Origin of the sequence: Antiquaquibacter metalliresistens, from assembly GCF_029211225.1 — a bacterium.
Classification (GTDB): domain Bacteria; phylum Actinomycetota; class Actinomycetes; order Actinomycetales; family Microbacteriaceae; genus Rhodoglobus; species Rhodoglobus metalliresistens.
This window is the reverse complement of record NZ_JARGEM010000004.1, coordinates 340,122-366,543: the sequence shown is the minus strand read 5'-3', so window position 1 is coordinate 366,543 and position 26,422 is coordinate 340,122. Positions and strand designations below refer to the sequence as shown.

At 70.0% G+C, this 26,422-nt stretch carries 23 protein-coding genes; 5 read left to right on the top strand and 18 right to left on the bottom strand.

All coding sequences use genetic code 11. The features are described from left to right. The first annotated feature begins 107 nt into the window (after nt 1-107). The gene (locus tag PYV02_RS09780; protein WP_275758619.1) at nt 108-674 is read left to right on the top strand and encodes a TetR/AcrR family transcriptional regulator; all 567 of its coding nucleotides are present in this window, start codon (nt 108-110) and stop codon (nt 672-674) included. On the opposite strand, the gene coaD is transcribed toward PYV02_RS09780, so the two are convergent. Together coaD and PYV02_RS09770 are read right to left on the bottom strand one after the other, a co-directional pair. Next, the gene (gene coaD / locus PYV02_RS09775; RefSeq protein WP_275758617.1) at nt 671-1,159 is read right to left on the bottom strand and encodes a pantetheine-phosphate adenylyltransferase; all 489 of its coding nucleotides are present in this window, start codon (nt 1,157-1,159) and stop codon (nt 671-673) included. The two genes, PYV02_RS09780 and coaD, sit on opposite strands and share 4 nt — an antisense overlap. A 35-nt stretch (nt 1,160-1,194) precedes the next feature. After that, on the bottom strand, nt 1,195-3,318 hold the full coding sequence (locus PYV02_RS09770) for an ATP-dependent DNA helicase RecG (RefSeq protein WP_275758615.1): 2,124 nt from the start codon (nt 3,316-3,318) through the stop codon (nt 1,195-1,197). 107 nt (nt 3,319-3,425) lie between these two features. On the opposite strand from PYV02_RS09770, the gene PYV02_RS09765 reads away from it, so the two are divergent. Together PYV02_RS09765 and PYV02_RS09760 are read left to right on the top strand one after the other, a co-directional pair. Next, nucleotides 3,426-3,983: an RsmD family RNA methyltransferase gene (locus PYV02_RS09765; RefSeq protein WP_275758613.1), complete on the top strand. Its 558-nt coding sequence runs from the start codon at nt 3,426-3,428 to the stop codon at nt 3,981-3,983. Further along, the gene (locus PYV02_RS09760) at nt 3,980-4,732 is read left to right on the top strand and encodes a site-2 protease family protein (RefSeq protein WP_275758611.1); all 753 of its coding nucleotides are present in this window, start codon (nt 3,980-3,982) and stop codon (nt 4,730-4,732) included. Before PYV02_RS09765 ends, PYV02_RS09760 begins: the two co-directional genes overlap by 4 nt. Here the strand turns inward: PYV02_RS09760 and thiL are convergent. Then, nucleotides 4,729-5,688: a thiamine-phosphate kinase gene (gene thiL, locus PYV02_RS09755; protein ID WP_275758609.1), complete on the bottom strand. Its 960-nt coding sequence runs from the start codon at nt 5,686-5,688 to the stop codon at nt 4,729-4,731. The two genes, PYV02_RS09760 and thiL, sit on opposite strands and share 4 nt — an antisense overlap. 36 nt (nt 5,689-5,724) lie before the next feature. Here thiL and rraA point away from each other — a divergent pair, with 36 nt between their 5' ends. Together rraA and PYV02_RS09745 are read left to right on the top strand one after the other, a co-directional pair. Further along, nucleotides 5,725-6,198 carry a ribonuclease E activity regulator RraA gene (gene rraA, locus PYV02_RS09750; protein ID WP_275758607.1) on the top strand — a complete coding sequence of 158 codons (474 nt, stop codon included), beginning with the start codon at nt 5,725-5,727 and terminating at the stop codon, nt 6,196-6,198. Further along, nucleotides 6,195-6,644, top strand: a complete 450-nt coding sequence (locus PYV02_RS09745; RefSeq protein WP_275758605.1) for a DUF3515 domain-containing protein — start codon at nt 6,195-6,197, stop codon at nt 6,642-6,644. Before rraA ends, PYV02_RS09745 begins: the two co-directional genes overlap by 4 nt. Here PYV02_RS09745 and PYV02_RS09740 read toward each other — a convergent pair. From PYV02_RS09740 to PYV02_RS09670, 15 genes are all read right to left on the bottom strand, one after another. Further along, entirely contained in the window at nt 6,634-7,719 is a 1,086-nt protein-coding gene (locus PYV02_RS09740; protein ID WP_275758603.1) for a D-alanine--D-alanine ligase family protein, read from the bottom strand. The two genes, PYV02_RS09745 and PYV02_RS09740, sit on opposite strands and share 11 nt — an antisense overlap. Beyond that, nucleotides 7,720-8,718 (bottom strand): NAD(P)H-dependent glycerol-3-phosphate dehydrogenase, encoded by a 999-nt coding sequence (locus PYV02_RS09735; protein ID WP_275758602.1) that lies wholly within the window; start codon nt 8,716-8,718, stop codon nt 7,720-7,722. After that, nucleotides 8,715-9,449 carry a lysophospholipid acyltransferase family protein gene (locus PYV02_RS09730; protein WP_275758600.1) on the bottom strand — a complete coding sequence of 245 codons (735 nt, stop codon included), beginning with the start codon at nt 9,447-9,449 and terminating at the stop codon, nt 8,715-8,717. Before PYV02_RS09730 ends, PYV02_RS09735 begins: the two co-directional genes overlap by 4 nt. Nucleotides 9,450-9,452: 3 nt before the next feature. Continuing rightward, nucleotides 9,453-10,820 carry a UDP-N-acetylglucosamine 1-carboxyvinyltransferase gene (gene murA, locus PYV02_RS09725; protein WP_275758598.1) on the bottom strand — a complete coding sequence of 456 codons (1,368 nt, stop codon included), beginning with the start codon at nt 10,818-10,820 and terminating at the stop codon, nt 9,453-9,455. A 12-nt stretch (nt 10,821-10,832) separates the two neighbouring features. Continuing rightward, nucleotides 10,833-11,429, bottom strand: coding sequence for a 3-isopropylmalate dehydratase small subunit (leuD, locus tag PYV02_RS09720; protein ID WP_275758596.1), 597 nt, complete (start codon nt 11,427-11,429; stop codon nt 10,833-10,835). After that, a complete protein-coding gene (gene leuC, locus PYV02_RS09715; protein ID WP_275758594.1) occupies nt 11,429-12,856 on the bottom strand; it encodes a 3-isopropylmalate dehydratase large subunit in 1,428 nt (475 codons plus the stop codon). The genes leuD and leuC overlap by 1 nt, the downstream gene beginning before the upstream one ends. A 163-nt stretch (nt 12,857-13,019) precedes the next feature. Next, nucleotides 13,020-13,583 (bottom strand): FHA domain-containing protein, encoded by a 564-nt coding sequence (locus PYV02_RS09710; RefSeq protein WP_275758592.1) that lies wholly within the window; start codon nt 13,581-13,583, stop codon nt 13,020-13,022. Nucleotides 13,584-13,689: 106 nt separating this feature from the next. After that, on the bottom strand, nt 13,690-14,295 hold the full coding sequence (locus tag PYV02_RS09705; protein ID WP_275758590.1) for a hypothetical protein: 606 nt from the start codon (nt 14,293-14,295) through the stop codon (nt 13,690-13,692). Beyond that, a complete protein-coding gene (locus PYV02_RS09700; RefSeq protein WP_275758588.1) occupies nt 14,292-16,607 on the bottom strand; it encodes a hypothetical protein in 2,316 nt (771 codons plus the stop codon). Before PYV02_RS09700 ends, PYV02_RS09705 begins: the two co-directional genes overlap by 4 nt. Beyond that, nucleotides 16,604-16,882, bottom strand: a complete 279-nt coding sequence (locus PYV02_RS09695) for a hypothetical protein (protein WP_275758586.1) — start codon at nt 16,880-16,882, stop codon at nt 16,604-16,606. The genes PYV02_RS09700 and PYV02_RS09695 overlap by 4 nt, the downstream gene beginning before the upstream one ends. A gap of 64 nt (nt 16,883-16,946) precedes the next feature. After that, nucleotides 16,947-17,240, bottom strand: a complete 294-nt coding sequence (locus tag PYV02_RS09690) for a WXG100 family type VII secretion target (protein ID WP_275758584.1) — start codon at nt 17,238-17,240, stop codon at nt 16,947-16,949. Nucleotides 17,241-17,349: 109 nt separating this feature from the next. Then, entirely contained in the window at nt 17,350-21,807 is a 4,458-nt protein-coding gene (locus tag PYV02_RS09685; RefSeq protein WP_275758582.1) for an FtsK/SpoIIIE domain-containing protein, read from the bottom strand. Beyond that, nucleotides 21,804-24,152 (bottom strand): transglutaminase-like domain-containing protein, encoded by a 2,349-nt coding sequence (locus tag PYV02_RS09680; RefSeq protein WP_275758580.1) that lies wholly within the window; start codon nt 24,150-24,152, stop codon nt 21,804-21,806. Before PYV02_RS09680 ends, PYV02_RS09685 begins: the two co-directional genes overlap by 4 nt. Further along, complete coding sequence (locus tag PYV02_RS09675; protein ID WP_275758578.1) at nt 24,149-25,444, bottom strand: DUF58 domain-containing protein; 1,296 nt, start codon at nt 25,442-25,444, stop codon at nt 24,149-24,151. The genes PYV02_RS09680 and PYV02_RS09675 overlap by 4 nt, the downstream gene beginning before the upstream one ends. Nucleotides 25,445-25,448: 4 nt before the next feature. After that, nucleotides 25,449-26,417: an AAA family ATPase gene (locus PYV02_RS09670; RefSeq protein ID WP_275758576.1), complete on the bottom strand. Its 969-nt coding sequence runs from the start codon at nt 26,415-26,417 to the stop codon at nt 25,449-25,451. Nucleotides 26,418-26,422 lie beyond the last annotated feature (5 nt).

Sequence of the window (26,422 nt, the reverse complement as noted above, 5' to 3'; positions counted from 1 at the left end):
ATTGCTCCCTCGGTTGGCAGAATGATCGTTCTTTCTTGCTGCTGAATGTAGCGACGCCGACCCGGGCCTGTCAAGCACGAAGAGAAAGATCGTTCTATCATCGAAGAATGAGCACCATCCAGCGCGTCTCCGAACCACGAGAGCGCCTGCTGCGCACGGCGAGCGAACTCTTCTACCGCGAGGGCATCCACTCGGTCGGCGTCGACCGTCTCGTCGCCGAGGCCGGCGTCACGCGCGCGACCTTCTATCGCCACTTCCCCAGCAAGGAGCACCTCGTCGAGGCCTATCTCGAGTCGGAGGATGCCGCGCTCAAGCACGCGTTCGCTGCGGCGGCCGCCACCGACGCCACGCCGCGCGAGCTCATCGCGATGGTGATCGAGGCGATCGCCGACGACGTGACACTCAGGCACACCCGCGGCTGCCCCTTCATCAACGCCGCCGCGGAGTACCCCGACCCGGCCAGCAGCGTGCGTCAGACCGTCGCCGCGCACCGCGCGTGGTTCCGGGGCACGCTCGAAACGGTGATCACCGCCGCCGGCCTCGACCGCCCTGCAGAGCGCGCCGCGGCGCTGGTGCTGCTGCGGGATGCCGCGATGGTCGGAGGCTACCTCGACGGCGCGGCGAGCATCCGGCCGACCTTCGTGTCGACCGCCCGTCTGGTCAGCGGGCTCTAGGGCACGGGGGCGTTGAGGTAGTCGGCGACCGCCGTCGGAACGTAGGGGCTCACGTCGCCGCCGAGCGAGGCGACCTGCCGCACGAGCGAGCTGGACACGTGCGCGTGCGCGGGGTTGGGCAGCATGAAGACCGTCTCCACCCCGGCGAGGTCGCGATTGACGATGGCCATCGGCGTCTCATAGGCCACGTCGATCTGCGAGCGGATGCCCTTGACGATGATGCTCGCGCCGACATCGGTGCAGTAGTCGACGAGCAGGCCGACGCTCCAGTTGGTCACGATGATGTTGCCGGCGACCTCGGCGTCGCGCAGCGACTGCTCGATGAGGGCGACCCGCTGCGCGATCGGCAGCAGGGCGGTCTTGCCGGGGTTGTGCACCACCACCACGTGCAACTCGTCGAAGATGCCGGCGGCCCGCTCGATGACATCGAGGTGCCCCCGAGTGATGGGGTCGAACGACCCGGGAACGACGGCGATCCTGCTCATGGGCCAAAGCCTAGCGGGCCGAGGTTGCCACCGGCTCAGTTCTTCGCCAGGAACGCCTCGGCCTCCGCATCGAGTCGCCGAGCCAGGGCGTCGCGCAGTGCGTCGTGCCGTTCCAGCGTCGGGTCGGCGTCGAGGATGCCCGCGGCGACCTCCCGCGCCTCGGCGATCAGCTCGCCGTCTTTCGCGACGCGCACGAGCTTCAGGCTCGAACGCCCCCCGGACTGCGTGCTGCCGAGCACGTCGCCCTCCTGCCGCAGCTCCAGGTCTTTGTTCGCCAGTTCGAAGCCGTCGAGGGTGGATGCCACGGCCTCCACCCGCTCGCGCGCGAGCGTGCCCTCCTCCGCCCCTGTCACGAACAGGCACAGGCCCGGCACACCGCCACGGCCCACCCGACCGCGCAGCTGGTGCAGCTGCGACACCCCGAACCGGTCCGCGTCGAGCACGACCATCGTGGAGGCGTTCGGCACGTCCACCCCCACCTCGATCACGGTCGTCGCGACGAGCACGTCGATCTCACCGGCCGCGAAGGCGCGCATCACGCGATCCTTGTCGTCGGAGCTCATCCGGCCGTGCAACGCCTCGATGCGGGCGGAGGACAGCAACGGGTTGGCGCGCAGCTGCTCGAGGGTCTCGGTGACGTTCGCCGCACCACCGCCCTCGTCCCCGGCCTCGACGTGGCTCGCGTCGATCGCGGGGCACACCACGAAGGCCTGGTGGCCCTGCGCGAGCTCCTCCGCCATCCGCTCCCACACCCGGGAGACCCAGCCGGGCTTCTCGGCGAGCGGCACCACGTGGCTCGCGATCGGCGACCGGCCCGCCGGCAGTTCCGCGATCGAGGAGATGTCGAGGTCGCCGAACACCGTCATCGCGACCGTGCGCGGGATCGGGGTCGCCGTCAGCACGAGCACGTGCGGCGGCTGAGCCCCCTTCAGCCGCAGCGCCTCGCGCTGCTCCACCCCGAAGCGGTGCTGCTCGTCGACGACGACGAGCCCGAGGTCGAAGAATCCCACGTTGTCGCTGAGCAGCGCGTGCGTGCCGACGACGATGGATGCCGCACCCGTCACCGCCGCGAGCAGCGCCTTCTTGCGCTCCGCCGTCGGCAACTGCCCGGTGAGCAGCGTCGGCCGCAGTCGGGCCGCGAGGTCGGGACCGAGCGTGCGCACGATGGAGCGCAGGTGCTGCGCGGCGAGCACCTCCGTGGGGGCGAGCAGGGCGGACTGGCCGCCGGACTCCGCCACCGCGAGCATCGCCCGCAGCGCGACGAGGGTCTTGCCGGAGCCGACCTCGCCCTGCACCAGCCGGTTCATCGGCACCGGGGCGGCGAGGTCCGTGGAGATCTGCCGGCCGACGCTCACCTGATCGCCGGTGAGTTCGAACGGCAACGACTCGTCGAAGCCCTCGAGCAGCCTGCCCGCCTCGCGCGCGGTCGCGGCGGACTCGCGCAGCCTGGCGCGCTGCTGCAACAGGGCCGCCTGCAGCACAAAGGCCTCCTGAAACCGCAGCGCCTTGCGCGCGGCGCCCCAGTCCGCGTCCGCCTGGGGGCGGTGCACGAGCTCGAGGGCCCTGCGGTACGGCACGAGCTTGCGTTCGGCGCGTACGGCATCCGGAACCGGGTCGTCGAGCTCGGGCAGGGTGTCGAGCACGACACCCATCGCCTTCTGCAACTGCCAGCTGGCCACCGTCGAGGTGGCCGGGTAGATCGGGATGGGCAGCTCGGCCCACGCCTTCGCGAGCGCCGGGTCGGCATCCTGATCGAAGAGTTCGTAGTCGGGATGCGCGAGCTGCTTCGAGCCGCGGTAGTCGCCCACCTTGCCCGCGAAGATGCCGCGCACGCCGGGGCGCAGTTCGTTCGCCCGCCACGCCTGGTTGAAGAACGTGAGCGCCAACGTGCCCTTGCCGTCGCCGATAACCACTTCGAGGATCGATCCGCGCTTGGCCCGCATCGGGCGATTGCGCACCTCGAGCACCTCGGCGACGATCGTGACGTTCTCCTCGAGCGGCAGCTGCACGAGGGCAGTCAGTTCGCCACGGCGGGCATAGCGGCGCGGGTAGTGCGCGAGCAGGTCCCCGACGGTCGCGAGCCCCAGCCCGCGCGCGAACGCCGCCGCGGTGCGGTCGCCGAGCACTGCGGCGAGCTTCTGGTCGAGGGGGGATGCCACGCATCAACGCTACTCGTGAGCGGTGATCGCGCTCGCTACCGGTGATCGAGCTTGTCGAGATCACGCCGCCGATCTCGACTCCGCTCGATCACCGGTAGCGTGCTGCCATGACTCGCATCATCGCCGGGTTCGCCGGGTCGCTGACGATCGCCGTGCCGGGCTCCGGCACCAGGCCGACCAGCGACCGCGTCCGGGAGGCGATCTTCTCCGCGCTCGAGGCGCGCGATGCGATCGATGGGATGCACGTGCTCGACCTCTACGCCGGCTCCGGCGCGCTCGGGCTGGAGGCCGCCTCGCGAGGTGCCGCCTCCGCGGTGCTGGTGGACCGCGACATCCGCACCGCGAAGGCGAACGCCGCGCGCGTGACCGCGCGGGCTCCGAGGGGCGCGGCCCCGCGCATCCAGACCGCGGGACAGCCGGTGCAGCCCTACCTGAACGCGGCGGTCGGCGAGTGGAACCTGGTGTTCCTCGACCCGCCGTACGAGCTTGGCAACCCGGAACTGGAGCGCAACCTCGAGGCGCTCGTGCCGCACCTGGCCGCCGACGCGGTCGTCGTGCTCGAGCGCAGCGCGCGAACCCCGGAGCCCACCTGGCCGGAGGGACTCGAGTTCGAGCGGCGCAAGGACTACGGCGACACCGCGATCTCCTGGGCGGTGCGCCCGTGAGCGGCGAGCCGTCGCGGAGGCCGAGCTGGATCTTCCTGGGCCTGCTCGCGGTCACCGCGGGTACCGGCTGGGCCCTCATCGCCGAGGTGGGGCCGCCGCCGATCATGGCGTTCCTGTTCGTCACCGCGGCCTGGGTGGTCTCGCTCGCCCTGCACGAGTTCGCCCACGCCCTCGTGGCCTTCCGGTTCGGTGACCGCTCGGTGCTCTACCGTGGCTACCTCACCCTCGACCCGCTGCGCTACACGCACGTGGTCTACAGCCTCGTGCTGCCGTTGATCTTCGTGCTGCTCGGCGGCATCGGCCTGCCCGGCGGGGCGGTGTTCATCGACCGGTCGGCGCTGCGCACGCGGTTCGCGAACTCCGCGGTCTCCGCGGCCGGGCCACTCACCAACCTGACGATCGCGGTGGTGCTCGCCCTCGCGCTCGGGCTGCACCCCGGCGGATACTCCGCGTTCTGGGCGGCCGTCGGCTACCTGCTGTTCCTGCAGGTGACGGCGACGGTGCTCAACCTGCTGCCCGTGCCGGGCCTCGACGGCTTCGGCATCGTCGCACCGTACCTGCCGACCCGCTGGCTGGCCACCGCCGGCCGCGTCGCGCCGTACGGCATCGTCGTGCTCTTCGTGCTGCTGTGGATCCCCGCGGTCAACACAGCGTTCTTCGGCGCGATCTTCGAGTTGCTGCGGCTGTTCGGCGTGCCGCCACTGCTCGTCGCGCAGGGCGACGCCCTGTACCGGTTCTGGCTGCCCTAACCGGCCGCGCCGTCCCAGTTCTCGTACGGATCCCAGCCACCACGCTCGTCGAACGGCACGCCGCGCACACGAAGCCCCGCACCGTCGATGACACGACCGACGGCGCGGAAGCCTCCCGGCAGCGCCGCGCCGGGCGGGAACGTCGCCAGCAGCGCGTGGTCCTCGCCGCCGACGAGCTGCATGCGGTCGTCGACGTCGAGATCGAGCCCGACGACGGACGCGTCGGCGAGACGGCGGGCGTCGATCGCGAGCCCGTCGCTGAGGTCGAGCATCGCGGTAGCGCCGGCGAGCGCGGCGGCCGGGCCGTCCGCGATCGGCGGGCGCGGCGTGAGCTGGGCGGCGAGGGCGGCGGGATGCTCGGCGCGGAGCAGCGCGATGGCCGCGGCATCCGGCACCCCGGCGACGGTGCCCCGCTCGAACAGCAGCCGCAGACCCTCTCCGGCCAGCCCGAGGTCCCCGGACACGGCGACGACGTCCCCCGGGCGCGCACCAGAGCGCAGCACCGGATCGCGGCCCTCGAGGTCGCCGAGCGCGGTGACGGCGATCGTGAGCACGGTCGAGACGGAGAGGTCGCCGCCCACCACCCCGCTGCCGGGTGCGAGGGCGGCGCAGGCTTCGCGCAGACCGTCGGCGAAGGCCTCCAGGAACGCGACCTCGGTGTCGGCTGGGGCGGCGAGCGCGACCACGAGCGCGGTGGGCACGGCACCCATCGCGGCGATGTCGGAGAGGTTGGTGGCGGCCGCCTTCCAGCCGAGCTCGCGCGGGCTCGACCAGGCAAGGCGGAAGTCGGGGCCGTGGATCATGGTGTCGGTGGTGATGACGACGCGACCGTCGGGGGCCGCGACGATGGCCGCGTCATCCCCCGGACCCAGCCGTTGCGCGGTCGCGGCGGGCAGTCGCGGGAAGATGCGGGCGAGCACGGCGGACTCACCCAGCGATCCGAGGGTTTCACTCACACGGCCACGCTAGCCTCGGATTGTGGAAAGGGACGCATGAGCGAGCCGATTGCGACAGCCGACCTGTTCGACGAGCGCGGCGACGAACTGCGGTCGCTCTCGCTGCAGTTGCGGTCCTTCGGCGGTGTCACCCGCTTCGCCGGTGCGATTCGCACGGTCGCGTGCTTTCAGGACAACGCCCTGGTCAGGTCGATGCTCGCGACCGCGGGTGACGGTGGGGTGCTCGTCGTCGATGGCGGTGGCTCGCTCGAGACGGCGCTGCTCGGCGACCTGATCGCGCAATCGGCCATCGATCACGGTTGGAGCGGCGTCGTGATCAACGGTGCGATCCGTGACTCCGCGACGATCGCGGGCATGCCGCTCGGCGTGAAGGCGCTCGGCACCAACCCGGCCAAGAGCAGCAAGACCGGCGCCGGCACGGCCGACGAGCCGGTGAGCTTCGGCGGCGTGACCTTCACCCCCGGCCGGATGCTGTGGGCCGACGACGACGGAATCCTGGTCGAGCGATGAGGCGGCTCGCACTCCTCCTGCCACTGCTGCTGCTCGCCGGCTGCACCCCCATCGTCTCGCTGCAGCCGGCCGACGACGCGATCTCGCCGGCGTGCGCGGACGTGATCGTGCACCTGCCCGACAGCGTCGACGACCTGGGCAAGCGCGAGACGAACGCGCAGGGCACGAGCGCGTGGGGCGAGCCGGTCGGTGTGATCCTGCGCTGCGGGGTGCCCGCGCCGGCGCCGACCTCGGAGCTTCGCTGCCTCACCTTCGACGGGGTGGACTGGCTCATCGACGACATCGCCGATCCCGTGCTCGTCGCGACCACCTACGGTCGCGAGCCGGCGATCGAGGTGATCATCGACGACCGCGCCGACGGCGTGGTGCTCACCGATCTCGCGAACGCGGTCTCGTACCTGCCGAAGGTCGGCGGGTGCCTGGCGATCGAAGACGTTACCGGCTAGTCTCCAGCCCGAGCTCGATGAGCTCGTCGATGAGTTCGGGATAGTCGAGCCCGCTCGCCGCCCAGCACTTGGGGAACATCGAGATCGGGGTGAACCCGGGCATCGTGTTCAGCTCGTTGACCACGAACTCGGCGCCGGTGAAGAAGAAGTCCACCCGGGCGAGCCCCGCGCCGCCGATCGCCTCGAACGCCCGCGCCGCGGTGCGCTGCATCTCGCGCAGTTCGCCCTCCTGCAGGTCGGTCGGGCAGATCAGCTCGGCCGCGTCGGGGTCGATGTACTTGGCGTCGAAGTCGTAGAAGTCCCGCCCGTGCATGACGATCTCGCCGGCGACGCTCACCCGGGTGCGCTCGCCGCCGCGGCCGGAGAGCACGCCGCATTCGATCTCGCGACCCTCGACGGCCTGCTCGATGAGGGCCTTGGTATCCTCCGCCCACGCCACCTCGAGCGCGGCGTCGAGCTCGTCCCAGTCGCTGACCTTCGTGACGCCCACGCTCGAGCCGGCGCGCGAGGGCTTGACGAACACGGGCAGGCCGAGCCCGCGGGCGCGACCGCGCCACAGGTCGTTGTCGTGCGCCCAGCTGGAGCGCGTGACCGTCACCCACGGCGCCACCGCGATACCGGCCGCCTCGAGCGCGGTCTTCGTGAAGTGCTTGTCCATGCCCAGCGCCGAGGCGAGCACCCCGTTGCCGACGTAGGGCACGCCGAGCAGTTCGAGCAGTCCCTGGATGGTCCCATCTTCGCCGAAGGGCCCGTGCAGGATGGGGAAGGCGACATCGACGTCACCGAGCGAGGTGGTGGTGCCCGCGGCATCCGTCACCGTGAACTCGCGGCTGATCGCCGAGTCGGGAAAGTGCACGCGGCTGCCGTTGTCGACGACCGTCGGCATGGCCTCGGGGTTCAGCGCGAACAGGCGGGCGTCGTCCGGCTGCAGCGTGAATGCCCCGTCGGTCGTGATGCCGATCGGGATGACGCGGTACTTCTGCCGGTCGATCGCCGAGAGCACCCCGCCCGCCGTGGCGCAGCTGATGGTGTGCTCGGACGACCGGCCGCCGAACAGGAGGGCGACGGTCAGCATCTATTCCCCTTGCGGCAGGTCGTCGGTCGTCAGGTGCGGCGCGATGTCGCGCGGGTTCAGCGTACCGGCAAGCACCTCGGCCACCTGGCTGACGATCGGCATCTGCACGCCTCTGGCCAGCGCGAGCTCGAGCACGGGCGCCACCGACGAGAGTCCCTCCGCCGTCTGGTTCATCTGGTTGATGACCTCGGAATAGCTGTAGCCCTGGCCCAGCAGACGCCCCGCCGTGTTGTTGCGGCTCAGGGACGACTCGCACGTGGCGATGAGGTCGCCGAGACCGGCGAGGCCCGCGAGGGTCTCCGCGCGCCCGCCGTAGGCGACCGCGAAGTCGGTCATCTCGGCGAGTCCGCGGGTGATGATCGAGGCCTTCGTGTTCTCGCCGTAGCCGACGCCGTCGACGATGCCGATCGCCACGGCGATGAGGTTCTTGAGCACGCCCCCGAACTCGGTGCCGATCACGTCCGTGTTCACGAAGCTGCGGAAGTAGCGGTTCGTCGCCGTCATCGCCACCGCGGTCGCGGTCTCGATGCTCTCGGAGGAGATCACGGCCGCGGTCGGCTGCTCCTTGGCGATCTCCAGCGCCAGATTGGGACCGGATGCCACGGCGATCCGGCTCGCGTCGATGCCGAGCTCCGCGCGGATCACCTCGCTCATGCGCGAGCCGGTGCCCTTCTCCACGCCCTTCATGAGGGAGATCACCGGCACCCCGTCGGGGATGAGCTCGCGCACGATGCGCAGGTTCTCGCGCAGCGACTGGGAGGGCACCGAGAAGTAGACCTGCTCCGCGCCGTCGAGCACCTCGTGCAGCTTCGCGCTCGCCCACAGGCCGCGCGGCAGATTGATGCCGGGCAGGTAGTCGCTGTTGCGCTTGGACTGCGTGATCTCCCGAGCGAGCTCAGCCCGGCGTGCCCACAGCACGACGTCGTTGCCGCCGTCGGCGAGGATCTTCGAGAACGTGGTGCCCCAGGAGCCGGCACCCAGCACCGCGACGCGCGTCACGGCAGCTTGCCGAACTCGGTCTGGCCGTGGTCGGCCGGGTCCCAGCGCACCGCGGGAGCCTGCTCGCCCCGCAGGTCCTGCACCAGGGCGGTGATGGCCTGCATGACCACCTCGGTGGCCTCGGCGTACATCGCGGAGGTGCGCGGGGCATCCTTGAATCGACCCAGGTCGACCGGCTCACCGATGATCACGTCGACATCCTTTCGAGGGAACAGGCTGAGCCGCTTCGAGTAGCGCGGCAGAATGCGCTGCGCGCCCCAGTGCGCCATCGGCAGGATCGGCACGCCGTACTCCAGCGCCAGGCGCACCGCGCCCGTCTTGCCGCGCATCGGCCACAGGTCGGGGTCGCGCGTGAGCGTGCCCTCCGGATAGACGAGCAGCGCGAGACCGTCTGAGACGAGACGGGATGCCCGATCCAACGGGTCTGACTCCCGCTGGCGCCCGGCGCGCTCGACCGGGATCTGCCCGGTGCCGCGCAGGATCGCGCCGAGCACCGGAATCCGGAACAGGCTCGCCTTGGCGAGAAATCGTGGCACCCGGCCCGCACGCCACACCACGTAGGCGGTGACGAGAGGGTCGATGTTGGTCACGTGGTTGGGGGCGATGATCACCGCGCCGGTCTTCGGGATGCGCACCGAGCCGACAACGCGGTACCGACCGACCAACTGCAAGAAGGGGATGACGACGACCGCTAGGACGCGCCAGCCGAACGTCTTCTCGCCTTTGGCCACCGATCAGCCTTCGTAGACGAAGTCGGCGCCGAGATCGGCGAGCTTGTCGATGAAGTGCTCGTAGCCCCGGCTGATGATGCCGATGTTGCTCACGGTGGAGGTGCCGCTCGCGGTGAGCGCCGCGATGAGGTGGCTGAAACCGCCGCGCAAGTCGGGGATCTCGACATCCGCGCCGTGCAGCGGGGTGGGGCCGACGATCACGGCCGCCTGTTCGAGCGGGCGACGCGGCACCCGGCGGGTGACGGACTCGAGGCCGTCCTTGTGCACCACGATGTCGGCGCCCATCTCGATGAGCGCATCCGTGAAGCCGAAGCGGTTCTCGTACACGGTCTCGTGCACGACCGAGCGACCCTCGGCCTGGGTGAGCGCCACGATCAGCGGCTGCTGCCAGTCAGTCATGAAACCGGGATGCACGTCCGTCTCCACCACGACCGGCTTGAGGGCGCCGCCCGGGTGGTAGAAGCGGATGCCGTCCTCCTGGATGTCGAAGGCGCCACCGACCTTGCGGAAGATGTTCAGGAAGGTCATGAGCTCCTGCTGCTTCGCACCGGCGACGAAGATGTCGCCACCGGTGGCCAGTGCTGCGGATGCCCAGCTCGCGGCCTCGTTGCGGTCGAACAGCGCCCGGTGGTCGTAGCCGGAGAGCTTCTCGACCCCCTCGATGAAGATCACGCGGTTGGGCTCCACGTTGATGATGGCGCCCATCTTCTGCAGGATCGCGATGAGATCCATGATCTCGGGCTCGATCGCCGCGTTCTTCAGCTCCGTGACGCCCTCGGCGAGCACGGCTGTCAGCAGCACCTGCTCGGTGGCGCCCACGCTCGGGTAGGGCAGCTCGATGTGGGCGCCGTGCAGCCCGTCGGGGGCGGTGAGCCGGATGCCCTCATAGCTCTTGTCGACGATCGCACCGAACGCGCGCAGGGCGTCCATGTGGAAGTCGATGGGTCGGTCACCGATGCGGCATCCGCCGAGGTCGGGGATCAGCGCCTCACCGAGGCGGTGCAGCAGCGGTCCGCAGAACAGGATCGGGATGCGGCTCGAGCCCGCGAGTGCGTCGATCTTCGCGAAGTGCGCCCGTTCCACGTTGGCCGGATCCAGGCGCAGCTCCCCCGGCGCGATCTTCTCCACCGACACGCCGTACGCGCCGAGCATGCCCGTGACGACCCCGACATCCGAGATATCCGGCACGTCGCGCAGGGTGCTCGGGGTGTCGGCGAGCAGTGCCGCCACCATCGCCTTGGTGGCGAGGTTCTTCGCCCCGCGCACGTCGACCCGACCGCGCAGCGGTTTGCCGCCGTGGATGATGATGCTGTCGGAGGTCAGGCCGACCCGCTCCGCCGCCATCTGGGCATCCTTTGTCAGGGAGTTCATGCGCACCTCTGTCTATCGCGCCGGCAGCGTCGTGGGCCGCCAGCTCTCGCGGCGGGATTCGAAGGCCGTGATCCGGTCCTCGTCCCGCAGCGTCAGCCCGATGTCATCGAGCCCTTCGAGCAAGCGCCACCGAGTGTAGTCATCGATCTCGAAAGCGAACTGGGCCTTGCCTGCCGTCACCGTCTTGGCAACCAGATCCACGGAGAGCTCTATTCCCGGGTGCTCGTCGATGATGAGCCAGAGGGTCTCGATGTCCGCCTCGCTCAGTTGCGCGGCGAGCAGGCCCTGTTTGCCGGCGTTGCCGCGGAAGATGTCGCCGAACTTCGGGCTCAGCACCGCCCGGAACCCGTAGTCGCGCAGCGCCCAGACGGCGTGCTCGCGGCTCGATCCGGTGCCGAAGTCGGGACCCGCGACGAGGATCGACCCGCGCACGAACGGCTCCCGGTTCAGCACGAACTCCGGGTCCTGTCGCCAGCCGAAGAACAGCGCGTCTTCGTAGCCGGTCTTGGTGACCCGCTTGAGGAACTCGGCCGGGATGATCTGGTCGGTGTCGACGTTGCTGCGCTGCAGCGGCACGCCAATCCCCGTGATCACGTCGATCTTGTCCATTACGCGTTCACCTCCACCGCGAGATCCGCGGGACTCGAGAGCGTGCCGCGGATGGCGGTGGCCGCCGCGACGACCGGTGAGACGAGGTGGGTGCGACCGCCCTTGCCCTGCCGCCCCTCGAAGTTGCGGTTCGAGGTTGAGGCGCAACGCTCGCCCGGAGCCAGTTGGTCGGGGTTCATGCCCAGGCACATCGAGCAGCCCGCGAACCGCCATTCCGCCCCGAACTCCTCGACGATCTTGTCGATGCCTTCGGCCTCGGCCTCGATGCGCACGCGAGCCGAGCCGGGCACGACCATCACGCGCACGCCGTCGGCCTTCTTGCGACCCTTGATGATGCTCGCGAAGGCGCGCAGGTCTTCGATGCGCGAGTTGGTGCACGAGCCCATGAACACGGCGTCGACCGGGATCTCCTTCATCGGTGTGCCCGCGGCGAGATCCATGTACTCGAGGGCACGCTCGGCGGCGGCCCGGTCGTTCGGGTCGGAGAACGCCTCCGGATGCGGCACCGTGTCGCTCAGCGAGACGCCCTGACCGGGATTCGTGCCCCACGTGACGAAGGGCTCCAGCGTGTTGGCGTCGAGGAAGACCTCGGCGTCGTACACGGCGTCGTCGTCGCTGCGCAGGGTCTCCCAGTAGGCGACCGCGGCATCCCAGTCGGCGCCCTCCGGAGCGTGCGGGCGGCCCTTGAGGTAGTCGTAGGTGATCTGGTCGGGAGCGACCATACCGGCCCGGGCACCGGCCTCGATCGACATGTTGCAGATCGTCATGCGGCCCTCCATGGAGAGCGAACGGATGGCGCTGCCGCGGTACTCGAGCACGTAGCCCTGTCCCCCGCCCGTGCCGATCTGCGCGATGACCGCGAGGATGATGTCCTTGGCCGTGACCCCGGGACGCAGCTCGCCCTCGACCGTGACGGCCATGGTCTTGAACGGCTTCAGCGGCAGGGTCTGCGTGGCCATCACGTGCTCGACCTCGCTCGTGCCGATGCCGAAGGCCATCGCGCCGAACGCGCCGTGCGTGGACGTGTGCGAATCGCCGCAGACCACCGTGATGCCCGGCATGGTGAGGCCCAGCTGCGGTCCGACGACGTGCACGATGCCCTGCTCGATGTCGCCGAGGGAGTGCAGGCGGATGCCGAACTCCTTGGCGTTGGCGCGCAGCGTCTCGATCTGGGTGCGGCTGATCGGGTCGGCGATGGGCCGGTCGATCAGCAGCGTGGGGGTGTTGTGGTCCTCGGTGGCGATGGTGAGGTCGGGTCGTCGCACCGGACGGCCCGCCATGCGCAGACCGTCGAAGGCCTGGGGGCTCGTGACCTCGTGCACAAGGTGCAGGTCGATGTAGATGAGGTCGGGCTCGCCGTTCTCACCCTTCTTGACCAGATGGTCGTCCCAGACCTTCTCGGCCAGGGTCCGCGGAGTGTCGCTCATGATGCTGTTCCTTCTTCGATCGTCGTAGATCGGCCCACGTCAGGACTCCGCGACGAGTCAGGCCGGAAACGTGGCCTCGCCGCGGCGACGAAGGAGAAGTCGTTCGAACCGCATGGGTTTCAGGGTAGCACCGCGGGTGGCACGGTCGCCCAGCGGTGCGCGCTCAGGCGTGTTCGACCCGGATGACGAAGTCCCCGAGCTCCAGCGTCGCGTCCGCGGGCACCTCGATCCTGCGGCCCGGGACCACCTCCACCGGCTCACCCTCGGCGGGGACGACCCACACCCCGTTCGTGGAGTCCAGGTCGTGCACCCACAGGCCGGTGGCATCCACTTCGAGCATCGCGTGCGTCTTCGACACCGACTTCGCCGGGTCATCGAGCGCGAGCAGGCCCGTCGCGGTCACGCCGGGGGTCGCGGCGGGATTGCGCCCCAGAAACACGGTGCCGTCCACGACGATCGGCTCGGGATGCCCCGGCACGATCAGTCGCCAGGCCCGGGCCGCGCGGCGGGGCGCCGCCGACTCGGCCACCGGCACGTCGTGGATGGTGTCCTCCGCCGGAGCGCTCGGCGGCACCACGGGCGCACCCGGCGCAGCGGGGAAGAACACGATCTCATCGCGTTCGGTGCGCGACCGATCCGGGCGCTCACGACGCACCGTTCCGGAGTCCGTGTGCACGGGCGGCGCCATGCCGGGCGGTAGGCCGATGAAGCTGTCGTCCTCTGCCATCACCGCCCCCTTCGTGCGAGGAATCCTCCGCGTGACGATGGTAGCCGAACGGGATCGATGCGGGCAGCGAGCGGTGCTGCTCAGCGTCCGGATGCGGCGCGGCCCCTCACGGCTTCCGCGGAGCCACGACCGAGGTGACCTCGCTGGGCGGCACGGGCGTCGGATCGAATCGGCCGATCGGCGCTCCCGTCGCGTCGCACTCGTTCAGGCTCACCTGCTTGTCGGCGACCACGAGACGATCGCCGTCGCGCTCCAGCAGCACCGTGAGCTCGAACGCGTCGGTGAGGTCGTAGCTCGGCTCGACGCCGTCCTCGATGATCCAGTGGTCGGATGCATCACACACGACGACCGCGATGGTGCCGTCATCGCCCTCCTCGACGGCCAGCGGCATCCAGATCGACGGGCCGGGCAGCGCGCGAGGCTCGGCCTCGATGTCCACGTAGGTCGTCTCGAACGCGTCGTAGATCTTGGCGGCGTACGCGGCCGTGTGCGTGGCGGTGAAGTCGTCGCGGGCGAAATCGAGCGTGTTGAACGCCAGCGCGCGGGCGAGATCCGCCGCACGGGCGGCGACCACGGCCGCGTCGTCCTCGAGCGGCGACGTGCCCTGCGACTCCCACACGACCTCGGGGTCGGGCACCGCCGCGGGCGGGGTGCAGCCGGCGAGCGCGCCGACGCCGACGGCGACGACGACCGCCGCGACGACCGCCCTCACTGGGCCCGATACGACGAGGCGTCGCGGCTGTCGAGGTACATGCCGATCAACTCGTGGATGTCGAGCCCCGGCACGGCGTTCTCCGCCTGCAACTGCCCGGCCGTCTCGATCCACCACTCGTTGAGCTCTTCCGCGTAGGCATCCGGGGACTGGTCGGCCCCGAGCTCCGGAATGTCGAGGTCCCGACCCAGCACCGTCTCGAGCTGGTGTCCGAGATTGAGCGTAGCGTTGATGGCCTGCGCGTTCGCGTGGTTCGACATCTCCGCGGTGACCTGATCGGTGGTGTGGAGGGAGTCTTTCCATGCCTGCACCAAGGCGTCCTCGACCTGCCCCTGCGCGTAGCCGCCGACGACGCCCGCGACACCGCCGAGGTCGGAGAGCCCCGGAATGGGCAGCGCGCCGACCACGTCCATGAAGCCGTCGATCGCCTCATCCACGGATTCGTCGTACCGCTCCGCGGCGCCGATGTGTCCCGTGATGCCGCTGCCGTCGAGCGCACCCTGCAGCCACGTCGAGCGCGAGAGACCCTCGTCGAGCAGTTCCGGATGCGCGATACCGGCCCGGATGTAGTACTCCTGGAATCCGTCGATCGTGCCCTGGATGACGCCGGCGCCGGTGTCGTGCGAGCCGATCGCCGCGAGGAACTCCGCGAGCACGTCGTCGGAGAGCACCGGCACCGGAATGGATGTCCCGGACCAGAACTGGGTGGCGTCGGTGAACCCGTACCCGTCAGGATCCTGCGGCCCGCGCCGCAGCATGTAGTCGGCGATGCCATCGAGGTACGGCGCGATGCTCGTGGCGAGCGCACCCGAGGCGTCCTCGGTGAGGTTCTCGGTGAGGAACGACTCGTTGCCCGCAAGCTCCCAGATCGCCTGGGAGGTGAGTTCGGCCATCCGGTCGTTGACGGCGTCGATCGGCGGCGTGCTGTAGGGGCCGCCCTCGGCCTGCTGCGCGCCGGCAAGCAGATCGGAGATGCCCTCGAATCCGTCGAGCTTCCAGTCACGATCGCCGAACCAGTACTCCATGCGACTCGGCTCGCCGCTGCCACCGTCGAGGAACTCGTAGGCTCCGTCGGGATAGCGCCCGAGGGTCTCGAACACCTCGCCCGCCATGTCGATGTTCGACCACCAGAACTGGTCGGGGTCGGCGGAGTTCTGCGGCGCGGTGAACAGCTCCGCACCGTGCGGGCGGTCCGCGCCGAACAGCGACGTCGCCCCCATTCCCGGGTCGCCGAGCGTGCCGGGAAGACCGTAGGCGATGCCCGCGCCGTGGTCGAGCCGCTCCCACTGGTCGACGAGCGCGACCGTCGCGATCGTCAGCTGCTCGCCCATCGGCGCGTTCGCGGAGTCCGCGAAGAGGTATCCGATCGCCGCGACGCGTCCCGGCTCGAACCAGCCGCCGTCGATGTCGCCGTCGGGGGTGCCGTTGAACATCTGGTCGGCGAAGGTGCTCGCCGTCGGCTCATCCCAGCCCTGCGATGCGAGCGAGAGGCCGGTGCGCAGACGCTGCGCGACCTCGAGGGCCGCGGTGTCATTGCCGTTGGAGTAGCCGTAGGCGTCGCCGAGCTCGTCGATGAGCGCGACGGTGTTGGCCCCGCCGAGCTGCACAAAGTACTCGCTCATGACGTCCGCGTCGTTGCCGTAGATCTCCAGGAAGCGCCGCAGGTCCTCGACGGAGCCTCCGCCCTCGCCCGCGAGGATGGATGCGCTGAGCGCCGCCATCGCATCCGCGATCGCCGCCGGCGTCAGATCGCTCGACGACGTGAGGCCGACCGACTCGAACGCCCGGCGGGTGTCGGCCCACGACTCGGGCACGGCGCTGCGCAGCGCACTGACGAGCGCGTTGTCCGCATCCTGGCGACGATTGCCGAGGCCGATGATCGCCGCCTCCGCCTCGATGACCTGACGCCCGGCATTGGCCTTGCGCACGAGTTCGGCGACGTTGTCGATCGGGTTCAGATCGATGCCGTCGAAGTGCATCACGATGGCCGTGGCGTTGCGCAGCTTCTCGCGCTCGGTCGCGGCCTGGGACTTGATGGCGTTCACCTCGTCGATGTAGGCGTTGATCGCGCGGATGGCGTTGGTGAGGCTCGTGCGCGGAGGCGTGAGCTCGTTCTCGACCGACAGCGTCTTCGAGCGCCAAGCCGCCCCGGCGGTGCCCGACCACACGGAGTAGTCGGCCACGGCCCGAGCCGCCTGCGTGCCGAGCTCCGCGTTGTAGAGGCCGTTGCGCGCCTCGGACATCGTGGTGGTCGACGACTCGAGATTGGCCATGCTGCCGATGTCCGGATGCATGTAATCCCAGTTGCTCATGGTGTTCCCCCGGCGTCGGCGGCGATCTCCGCCTCACGCGTCTCGAATTCCGTCGCCGCGGCGTCCGCGGCGGATGCTTGACTCTCGAGCTTCGATGCGAGCGTCGTGAACGTCACCATCGCCCACATGTTGAACTCCTCGACCGCTCCGATCACCGAGGAGCTGCCGCATCCCCCGGCATCCACTGGAGCCCCCGTCGGCACATGCCCGCTCGAGTTGCGCAGCCCTTGAGCCGCGTTGCGCAGCGCACTCACATCGATCTGAAGATCGGTCACGACACACCCCTAGAACCCGCGGGCCGGCCCGCACGAGACGGACCGGCCCCGCTGAAACCGACGACTACTGAATGGCCGATGCGATCGCCTGGTCGGTCTCCTGCAGCGTCTGCGCGGTCTTGCGCAGGAAGTTCGACAGCCCGGTGAGACCGTCGATCGTCTGCTTGGCGCCGTTCGAGTAGTTCTCGAACGCGGCCTGGTAGGCGCCCGAGGCCTGCGAGGTGACGAAGCCCTCGCCGACGAGGCTGTTGATGAGGGCGTTGAGCTCCTGCACCTTCATCGTGAGCTCATCGCGGCCCTGGTCGAGGCGGCTGGCGGCGTTGTTGATGCTGTCGTAGCTGACGTTGATGTTGCTCATGACGAGTTCCCCTTAGTGTCCGCCGCACCTCTTGCGCGGCCTTGTGGATGGTTCGAATCTAATTGCCGAGATTTCCTCTGTCGATGGGGACCGGTCCCCATCGACCCCGCTACCCTTCGACGACGGGCAGCTGCACGCGCACCACCTTCCCGCGCGCGACGAAGAAACCCCTCCCCACGGGGAAGTCCGCACGCGCGACCCGCGGGAACGCGGTGCGCAGCACGAGCTCGCCCTCCATGGTCTCCGGCTGCAGCAGCAGGCCGGTTCGGGCCGCCTTCACCTCCGCCAGCAGCGGCCAGGACGAGTTCCACGCCGCGGTCTCCGCCTCGGCGATCAGCACGTGGTTCGACCGCTTGATCGCCTTGATGAGCTCCACCAGCGCACTGTCCGCCGCCGTCGACAGGAAGTCTCCGATCCCCTCGACGACGACCACGATGCGAGGCTCGTCCTTGGCCTTGCCCACCTCCGCCGTCAGGGTGCGGGCGAGCTCGCCGACCTCGTCGAGGGTGCGGGCGACCGCGGCCCAGCCGGGCGCGTTCGCGAGTTCCGATCGCGGGTTCCCGAGGTAGTAGGTCTTCGTCGCGCCCGCCCTGCCCACGCTCTGCACGAGCCAACGCAGGGCGTTCGAGCGACCGCTCGCGGGTGGCCCGCCGAGCAGGAACGCGCCGACCGGGTCGAAGCCCACGGGCCCGAGGTCGACGTCGGAAAGACCGAGCACGGGCATCCCGCCGATCGAATCGGGCAGCGTGGATGCCGCGTACTCGCGCGGCAGCGACCCCACCGGCTTCGCGGCGGCACGCCCGGTTCTGGCGATGGCCTCCCCGAGCGCGGTGGTCGCCTTGGACTGCTCGACCGTGTTCGGGCTGCCGCCCACGACGGCGATCTGGGTCTCGCGCCCGTCGACCACCGCGCGACCGGGAGGCGAGCTGCTGTCGAGCACGTCCTTGGGGGCGTCGAGAATCGCGTAGCTCGTGTCGTCGGCCATGCGCAGCACGACCCGCTTCTGGATCGCGGAACTCACGGCGGTCGAGACGCTGCCCGACCGGTCGGCGGTGATCGCCACGTGGATGCCGACCTGGCGTCCCTCGGCCAGCAGGTCGAGGAACACGGCGTACCACGGCGCGGTCGCGCCGGTCGCCTCGAAGTCGGTGCGGAACGCCGGGAACCCGTCGACGAGCAGCAGGATGCGCGGCTCCTCCGGCTTGCCGGCGAGCGCGCGGTACTCGGTGATCGTCGAGGCGTTCACCGCGGAGTAGCGCTCGGAACGCGCCGAGAGCTCGTCGCGCAACGTGCGCAGCAGTCGCACGACGCGCTCCACGTCGTCACCGGCGATCACCGAGCCGACGTGCGGCAGGGTCTCGAGCATCTTCAGGCCGTTACCGGCGAAGTCGAGCGCGTAGACGTCCACCGGCCCGCCGCGCGGAGTGATGCCCGCGACCGCGGCGAGCGTGCGCAGCGTGACGGTCTTGCCCGAGCCGCCGGTGCCGTAGACGGCGAGGTGCCCGTCGGTGTCGGGGCGGAAGACCGCGACATCCTGCCGCTGCTCCTCCGGGATGTCGCTGACGCCGAGCACGAGCTCGGTGTCGGTGCGCTGGCGCAGCTTCGTGACGTCGAACGCGGGAGCGAGCTCATCGAGCCACGGACGGCGCGGTGCCGGGATCGCGGCGGCCTTCGCTGCGGCGATGAGCGTCTTCACGAGCCGCGTCTGGTCGGTCGGCCCCTGATCCGTCGGGGTGTCCTGCTTGGCGCCGTCGGATGACTCCCATGCCACCTCGACGCCGAACCGCAGGGCGGCGACCTCGATCGCCGGCCGCACGGGCTCATCCGTGGTCCAGCCGCCCGCGTACGCCGACTGGAAGGCGGTGAGTCGACCAGGACCGGTCTTCGCGATCGCGCGGCCCGGGATCGCCGGATCGAAGCTCGCGGCGATCTTCTCGCCCACGACATCCATGGAATCCGACTCGTCGGCCATGCGCAGCGCGATGCGCAGGTTCGTGTTCGCGCGCAGGTTGTCCTTGATCACACCCGCCGGTCGCTGCGTCGCCATGATGAGGTGGATGCCCAGCGATCGTCCGCGCTGGGCGATATCCACGACGCCGTCGACGAACTCCGGCACCTCCTTGGCCAGCGCCGCGAACTCGTCGATGACCAGCACGAGCGCCGGCGGAGCCTCGGGGTCGCCGGTCTTCTCGAATTCGATGAGGTCTTTGACCTTCTTGCGGTTGAAGAGGTGCTCGCGGTGTCGCAGTTCGGCGCGCAGGCTCGTGAGGGCGCGGCGCACGAGGTGGGGCGAGAGGTCGGTGACGAGGCCGACGCAGTGCGGCAGGTTGACGCAGTCGGCGAACGCCGAGCCGCCCTTGTAGTCGACGAACAGGAAGGTCACCCGATCGGGGCTGCTCTCCGCCGCCATGCCGAGCACCCAGGCCTGCAGGAACTCCGACTTGCCGGCCCCCGTCGTGCCGCCGACCAGCGCGTGCGGACCCTGGTTGCGCAGGTCGAGGTGCATGGCGTCGACGCCGGACTGGCCGACGATCGCCCGCAGCCGGCCCGCACGTCGGGGCTTGAGCACACCACTGCGGTCGTGGATGGAGTCGTTCTGTCGCCAGCGCTCGATGGACACCTCGGGGTTGACCGCGATCTCCGGCCCCAGCAGGCTCAGCGTGGAGATGGTGCGCGGCAGGTCGCTCGAGTCCTGCAGCATTGCACCGGCGTCGAAGACGGGAGCGAGCCGCTTGCCGAAGGCGAGCGCCTCGGGGCGCGACACGGGCTCCGGTCGCACGGCGATGTCCGGTTCACCGACGCGCACGAACCCGACGCTGGCGTGGTCGTCGGCGCCGGTGGTGACGAACGTGCGGGCGACGGCGGGCAGCGCGCTCGAGGTCTGCGAGACCCAGATCGGGAAGACTCCGGCATCCGCGGCGTCTTCGGCCATCTGCACGAGGCGCGCGTGATCCACCGGTGCGTCGTCGGAGACCACGAGCAGGATCGCCGGAGTCGCCGACGGCGGCGGCGCGGTGGACTTGCCACCCTCCCCCGCGTTCGCGCCCGCGACGATCGCCGAGTCGCGGATCGCCACCGCCCCGCGTTCCGACCGCTTCTTCGACCGCGCCGCGACCAGTTCCTCGAGCGCGGAGAGCAGGGCGTTGCCGGTTGCCGCACTGTTGGCCAGGTGCGGGGCGGAGATCGGGCTGTGCGCCGAGGCGGTGTGCGGCAGCCACTTCAGCCACTCGAACTCGGCCGTCCAGCCCGGGCTCACGATCGCGGCGACTACGAGCTCCGACGGGGAGTGCAGGCCGGTCGCCTGCACGACGAGGCCGCGGGCGTACCCGGCCGCGGCGTCCGTGGGTCCGACCACGCCGAGGGCGCCGGCGAAGAACAGGTTCTCCGCGACCGGCACCTCGTCGATCTCCTCGTACTGGTCGATGAGCGACTTCATGCGCTTGAGCGGCTCGGGCAGCGCGTTCTCCTCGCCGTTGAGGGTCACCGTGGTGCGCGAGGGCAGGATGCCCCGGCCGAGGTTCAGCGTCAGGAACTGCCAGTGCTCCGGCCGTCGCGTCCACAGCAGCGGACCGAGGCGCATGGCGTCGTCGTAGACCTCGCGGGTGCCGGGGGTCTCCGCCTGGCGCACGGCGCGTTCGAGCTCGCGCTCGGCGGCGAGAGTCGTCGCGAGGTCCTCGTAGCGCTCGTCGAACTTGGCGAAATCCAGCTTGCGCTTGCGGTTGCGCGTCGCACGCTGGGCCAGGAAGTTGCCGGCCACCAGCAGTGGCGACATCGCGATGAAGATGAGGGACGTGGGGTTTCCCGTGACCATGAACATCACGGGGCCGAGGATGAGCGGCGCGGCGAGCACGAGCCACGGGAAGGGTTGCTTGTCCACCTCGCTCGGAAACAGCGGACCGACGAGCTTCTGGCCGGGGTAGCGGCGGTCGACCCGCGGGGAGCGCGTGAGGGCGATGGGGCCCTCGTGCTGCAGGGGCGCCGCGGCATCCGCTTCGGCGATCACGGCCTGCAGCACCGTGTCGCCGACGCGAACCGTGCCGCCGTTCTCGAGGTCGACGCGGCTGACGAGCCCGCCGTCGACCTCCAGGCCGTTGGCCGAGTTGAGGTCGACGAACCGGATCGACTGGCTGAACACGTCGAGGCGAGCGTGCCGCTTCGAGACGAGCGGATCGTTCAGCACCACGTCGGAGAGAGCAGCGTCGCGCCCCAGGTAACGCGTGCCGACCGTCAGGTCGAAGGTCTTGCCTCGGTCCGGGCCCTCGATCACGGTGAGCGTCACCGCGGTCACGGGCTTGGCCGCGGGCGCCGAACCCGGTGCGACGATCGCGACGCTCGCCCCCGACCCCACCGACGACTCGCCGATCGCGACGTCCGGCTCGAGCACTGTGAACGCGCCCGAGGGGTCGACGATCCGCAGCGTCGATGCCGTGGGCGGCGTCTTCGCGCGCTGCGGGTCGGTGGCGGCGATCACGGATGCCACGTCCCCGACGGTGGCCGCGGCATCCGTCGTCACGACGATGTCGGCCTCGGGCCCGGAGGGACGCTGGAGGGTGAGTTTGAGCTTCATCGCCTGCCTTCGGGTTTGGTCGATCGTGCCGCGCGAGCGACCCAGTCCCTCGCGCTGCGGATGCGGAACCTGCTGAGAAGCCGTCGGCTCGCAGTCACCGCGCCGCGCGCGACCTCGACGGCCGCCATCGACTCGGTCCACACCGTGTCGCTGCGCGCGTCGTCGACGTCGTCGCCCGAGAACACCGCCTCGTCGGTGGCGGCCGCGAGCGGCCTGAGCCGTGGCGCGTCGACGCCGAGCTGCTCCTCGAGCCGGGAGGCGACCATCACGCGGGTGAGCTTCGGCGGCACCTCGAATCCGAGCTCGGAGTATTGGTCTGTCAGTTCCTGCCACGCACCGGCAACGCGGTCGTGCTGCGGGCCGGTGGTGCGGCGCTTGCGCAGCCGCCGCGACTTGATCGCGCCGATGATCAGCAGCGGGATGAAGAAGAGCGCGGCCGGGATGAGCACGCTGAGCCCGAGCACGAAGACCCAGCCCGGAATGTTGAACGGAAGCCCGTTCTCGTCCTCCTCGGTCTCCTCGAGCTCGACGGGTGAGAGCAGGTCTTCCTCGTCGTTGTCCGCACGCGGTGGCTGCCGCACCTGCGGCTGCGGCTCGCTCTGCGGCTTCGGCACCTGGTCTTGCGGGATGTCCGTCTCATCCGGTGTCGGGTTGAATGCGACCCAGCCAACGCCGTCGAAGGCGACCTCGACCCATGCGGTCACGTCGTCGCCGGTGACCTCGACCGCGGCACCGCCCTCGGGCACCTCGGGTGCGAAGCCCATGACGACCCGCGCCGGGTAGCCGAGCGATCTGGCCATCAGTGCGAACGCGCTGGCGTACTGCTCCTGATCGCCGATCATCTGGTTGCGCTCGAAGAGCTCGGTGATGCGGTCGGCGCCGTGGCCGGCGCGCGAGGGCACCGAGTCGGATGCACGGCCGTGGCTCAGGAAGCCGGAATCGACCAGCGCGAGCCGCATCGCCTCCAACTGCGCGATGGGCGTGCCGCCGTCGCCGGCGAACTCCTGCGCACGCACGGTCACGATGTCGGGCACGCCGTTGACCGGGCTGAGATTGACCGCCGCGGGCTGGGCGTCCGCGAGCTCGCTCGGCGCGATGACCTCCTGCACCTCGGCATCGATCGTGTAGCGATCGCCCTCCTTGAGGCCCGAGGTCAGCACGGCCGTGCCGGTCGCGCTGTTGTAGCGCAGATCGTCGCCCGCCCCGGCGGCATCGCCGCCCGTGAACTGGAGGTCGATGGGATACCCGACGCCCGGAACCCAGACGTCCGCGTAGTCCTGGATCGTGAACGTGACGCCGTCGCGCCGCTCCGGGGTGATGAGCGAGGGTTCGGGCAGGTCGCGACCGACGAGCGCGAACGAGCCGGAGCCGGCCGCATCGGTCGCGGGGTCGGTGACGTTCCAGAGCTTGCCGGTGTACGCGTCGAGCGTCGCCAGCCGCACCACATCGCCGACCGCGAGGCCCTCCACCGTGAAGAGCACGTCGTCGGTGACCTGCTTCGTGTAGTGCCGGAATCCCGCCAGCGGGCTCGGATAGTCGAGCGGGTCGAAGGGCGGCTCGATCTCCTCGCGCAGCACGAAGCGTTCGTCCTTCGGCGGGGCCGTGACGAACGCGGCCGCACCGCCGACGACGACCGCTCCCACCACGATCACCGCGGTGCCGGCGAGCTTCCGGCTGCGAAGTCGCCCTCCGCCGGCGCTCGCGATCTGCCCGGTCGGCCTGCGCCATCCCAGCCAGACGAGGGCGAGCACACCGAAGACCACGCCGCGGATGCCGGCCTGATAGGGCTCGTCCGTGCCGACGAGGATGCCGGCGAGATAGAGCGCGATCGGCGCGATCAGCGCGATCGCGAACCGCCACGCGGCGCGCGGTGGGGTCGGCAGCCAGCGGCACGCGAGCGTGGTCGAGAGCAGCGCGACGATCCAGGTCGCCACGTACGGCACCACCGCGATGTACTGCGGAGCGCCGATCGGGGTGGAGAGGGTCACGATGTCGGCCCAGCCGTAGACCGAACCGATCGCGAGGCTCGCGAGGGACTGCAGGGTCGGCACGAACCCGAGAAGACCCAGGTGCGGCACCGCGAACAGCGTGCCGAACAGGAAGAAGCCGACGATCGCGACGAGTGCCGTGATGATCGCCCCGAGCCGGAACACCGAGGTCAGGATGCCCGTGGCCGCCCCAACGAGCAGTCCGCCGAGCCCGGCGAGCAGGAATCCGTAGCCGCCGAAGGACGGCTCGAACCCGATGACGCCGAGCAGGGTGAGCACGAGCAGCACCGCCACGTCCGCCCAGGCGCGGCGGCTCGGCCAGCGCGGCGGCGTGCGTTCGGTCGTCGGCGCGCTCACGATGCGAGCCCCCGCACGAGGCGGGACAGGTCGTCGAGACTGCCGACCTCGATCATCGTGAGGCCCTGGACCGCACCGAACTTCGGCGCCGCGCCGAGCTCGACGTGCACCGCGACTTGCGCCGTGTCCTGTCCGAACAACGTCTGCACGCTGCGGTAGTCCGCGGTCGTCATGCGCGATCCGCCGATGATCATCACGACGCTCGGATTCGGCAACCGCTTCGTGCGCTCCCGAGCGAAGTCTCGAACCGTCGCGTACTCGCGGCTCGCCGTCGGTTCGATGCGGCAGGACGAATCGAGCATCTTCACGACCGTCTGAGTGCGCCAGACGCCGGACTCGCTCACGACGTTCATCTGCGTGCCGTCGCGGATGACCTGGGCCGCGATCGAGGCCGTCACCGAGATCGCGAGCTCGAACTCGTCTTCCGAGCCGTAAAGGTCTTCACGCGTGGCGAGGATCATGGTCACCTGCGAGCGACGGGTCTCTTCGAACTGGCGCACCATGAGCTGCCCGATGCGCGCCGAGGTGCGCCAGTGCACATAGCGCCGGTCGTCGCCGGGCACGTACGGCCGCAGTGCGTGGAAGGCGATGTCGTTGTTGGTGATCTTCTTCGAGACCTGCCCCTCGAGGTCACGCACGAGTCCAGCGGCGCTGGCGGCCAGGCGAACGGTGCGCGGATGCACGAACAGGTCGACCGGCTCGGCCCACTTGAGCGCACGCCGCAGCAGGCCCAGCGAGTCGCCCCGCACCGACTCCGCCGGACCGGCGACGATGACCGCACGCCGGTTGGTGGGCACGGCGAAGAGTTCCTCCTGCTCCTGCTTCGGCTTCATCGCGGGCAGCTGGAACTCCGCGACACCGCGGCCGACCGGCAGTTCCATGCGGGTCGGCGGGAGGTTGCGGTTCCCGGTATTGGTGACGAGCATGCGTCCCATCGCACGATCACCGACCACGACACGACGCGGGTTGAGCTCGACGAGCACCCCGTAGGAGGCGCGCCCGAACAGGAAGAAGCCTGAGAGCACGAAGGCGGCGAGCAGCACCATGCCGAGGTAGGTGAACTCCTGCCATCCGAACACGGCGCTGAGCGCGAGCGCGAGCGCCCCGAGCGCCAGCACGATCCACCCCGCGGGCGTCACGACCCCGATCACGGGCCACACGACGCGCCACACCGCACGCAGCACCGGACCGAGCACGGTCCATGCGACTCTGCCGGCGCGCACGAGTGCCGCTCGCGCGCGCGCGACGGACGCGGGCAGGCCGCTGTCGGATTGGAAGGTGGTCGCCGTCATGGACTCAGGCGGCGCGGTAGACGGGAGGTTCGATGTCCACGAGGATGCGCGCGATGATATCCGCCGCCTTCACCCCGGCGAACTCCGACTCCGGGTCCAGCAGCAGCCGGTGCGCCAGCACGTGCGGAGCCAGCTCGCGCACGTCATCCGGCGTCGCGTAGGTGCGTCCCTGGGTGATCGCCCACGTCTTGATGGCGCGCGCGAGTGCCATCGCGCCACGCATGCTCACACCCAGCAGCACATCGCGGTTCTTGCGAGTGGCATCGACGATGTCGCTGAGGTACTGCATGACCGACTCGTCAACGAAGACCTCAGCGGCCAGCTGCGCCATCGCCACGATGGACTCGGGCTTGATGATGGGGCTCACGAGCGAGGCGCGCGCTCGCGTGGCCGAGTCCATCAGCAGCGCGACGGCGGTCTTGCCGTCGGGGTAGCCGAGGCTCGTCTTGATCAGGAATCGGTCGAGCTGCGCCTCGGGCAGCTTGTAGGTTCCCGCCTGCTCCACCGGGTTCTGCGTGGCGATCACGAGGAACGGGGCGCCGACCGCGTGGCCCTCGCCGTCCACGGTCACGACACCCTCCTCCATCACCTCGAGGAGAGCCGACTGGGTCTTCGGGCTCGCACGGTTGATCTCGTCCGCGAGCACGATCGAGGCGAAGATGGGCCCCGGGTGGAACACGAACTTGCCCTTGCCCTGGTCGTAGATCTGCACACCGGTCACGTCCGAGGGCAGCAAGTCCGGGGTGAACTGGATGCGGCTCGTCGTGCCGTCGAGCGTGTTCGCAAGCGCCTTGGCCAGCACCGTCTTGCCCGTGCCGGGGAAGTCCTCGAGCAGCACGTGCCCGTCCGAGACGAGCGCCGTCAGCACGAGCCGGATCACCTCGTCCTTGCCCACGATCGCCTTGTCCACGTTGGCGACGAGCTTCTGGAACGCGTCGGCGAACCACGTCGCCTGCTCCTGGGTTACTGGCATGGGGG

What these genes read in the sequence shown, in the direction of transcription:
- PYV02_RS09685 (WP_275758582.1), bottom strand. Translation starts at nt 21,807, where the DNA reads ATGAAGCTCAAACTCACCCTCCAGCGTCCCTCCGGGCCCGAGGCCGAC.
- murA (WP_275758598.1), bottom strand. Translation starts at nt 10,820, where the DNA reads ATGAACTCCCTGACAAAGGATGCCCAGATGGCGGCGGAGCGGGTCGGC.
- leuC (WP_275758594.1), bottom strand. Translation starts at nt 12,856, where the DNA reads ATGAGCGACACTCCGCGGACCCTGGCCGAGAAGGTCTGGGACGACCAT.
- PYV02_RS09780 (WP_275758619.1), top strand. Translation starts at nt 108, where the DNA reads ATGAGCACCATCCAGCGCGTCTCCGAACCACGAGAGCGCCTGCTGCGC.
- PYV02_RS09740 (WP_275758603.1), bottom strand. Translation starts at nt 7,719, where the DNA reads ATGCTGACCGTCGCCCTCCTGTTCGGCGGCCGGTCGTCCGAGCACACC.
- coaD (WP_275758617.1), bottom strand. Translation starts at nt 1,159, where the DNA reads ATGAGCAGGATCGCCGTCGTTCCCGGGTCGTTCGACCCCATCACTCGG.
- leuD (WP_275758596.1), bottom strand. Translation starts at nt 11,429, where the DNA reads ATGGACAAGATCGACGTGATCACGGGGATTGGCGTGCCGCTGCAGCGC.
- rraA (WP_275758607.1), top strand. Translation starts at nt 5,725, where the DNA reads ATGAGCGAGCCGATTGCGACAGCCGACCTGTTCGACGAGCGCGGCGAC.
- PYV02_RS09675 (WP_275758578.1), bottom strand. Translation starts at nt 25,444, where the DNA reads ATGACGGCGACCACCTTCCAATCCGACAGCGGCCTGCCCGCGTCCGTC.
- PYV02_RS09710 (WP_275758592.1), bottom strand. Translation starts at nt 13,583, where the DNA reads ATGGCAGAGGACGACAGCTTCATCGGCCTACCGCCCGGCATGGCGCCG.
- PYV02_RS09700 (WP_275758588.1), bottom strand. Translation starts at nt 16,607, where the DNA reads ATGAGCAACTGGGATTACATGCATCCGGACATCGGCAGCATGGCCAAT.
- PYV02_RS09765 (WP_275758613.1), top strand. Translation starts at nt 3,426, where the DNA reads ATGACTCGCATCATCGCCGGGTTCGCCGGGTCGCTGACGATCGCCGTG.
- PYV02_RS09745 (WP_275758605.1), top strand. Translation starts at nt 6,195, where the DNA reads ATGAGGCGGCTCGCACTCCTCCTGCCACTGCTGCTGCTCGCCGGCTGC.
- PYV02_RS09690 (WP_275758584.1), bottom strand. Translation starts at nt 17,240, where the DNA reads ATGAGCAACATCAACGTCAGCTACGACAGCATCAACAACGCCGCCAGC.
- PYV02_RS09670 (WP_275758576.1), bottom strand. Translation starts at nt 26,417, where the DNA reads ATGCCAGTAACCCAGGAGCAGGCGACGTGGTTCGCCGACGCGTTCCAG.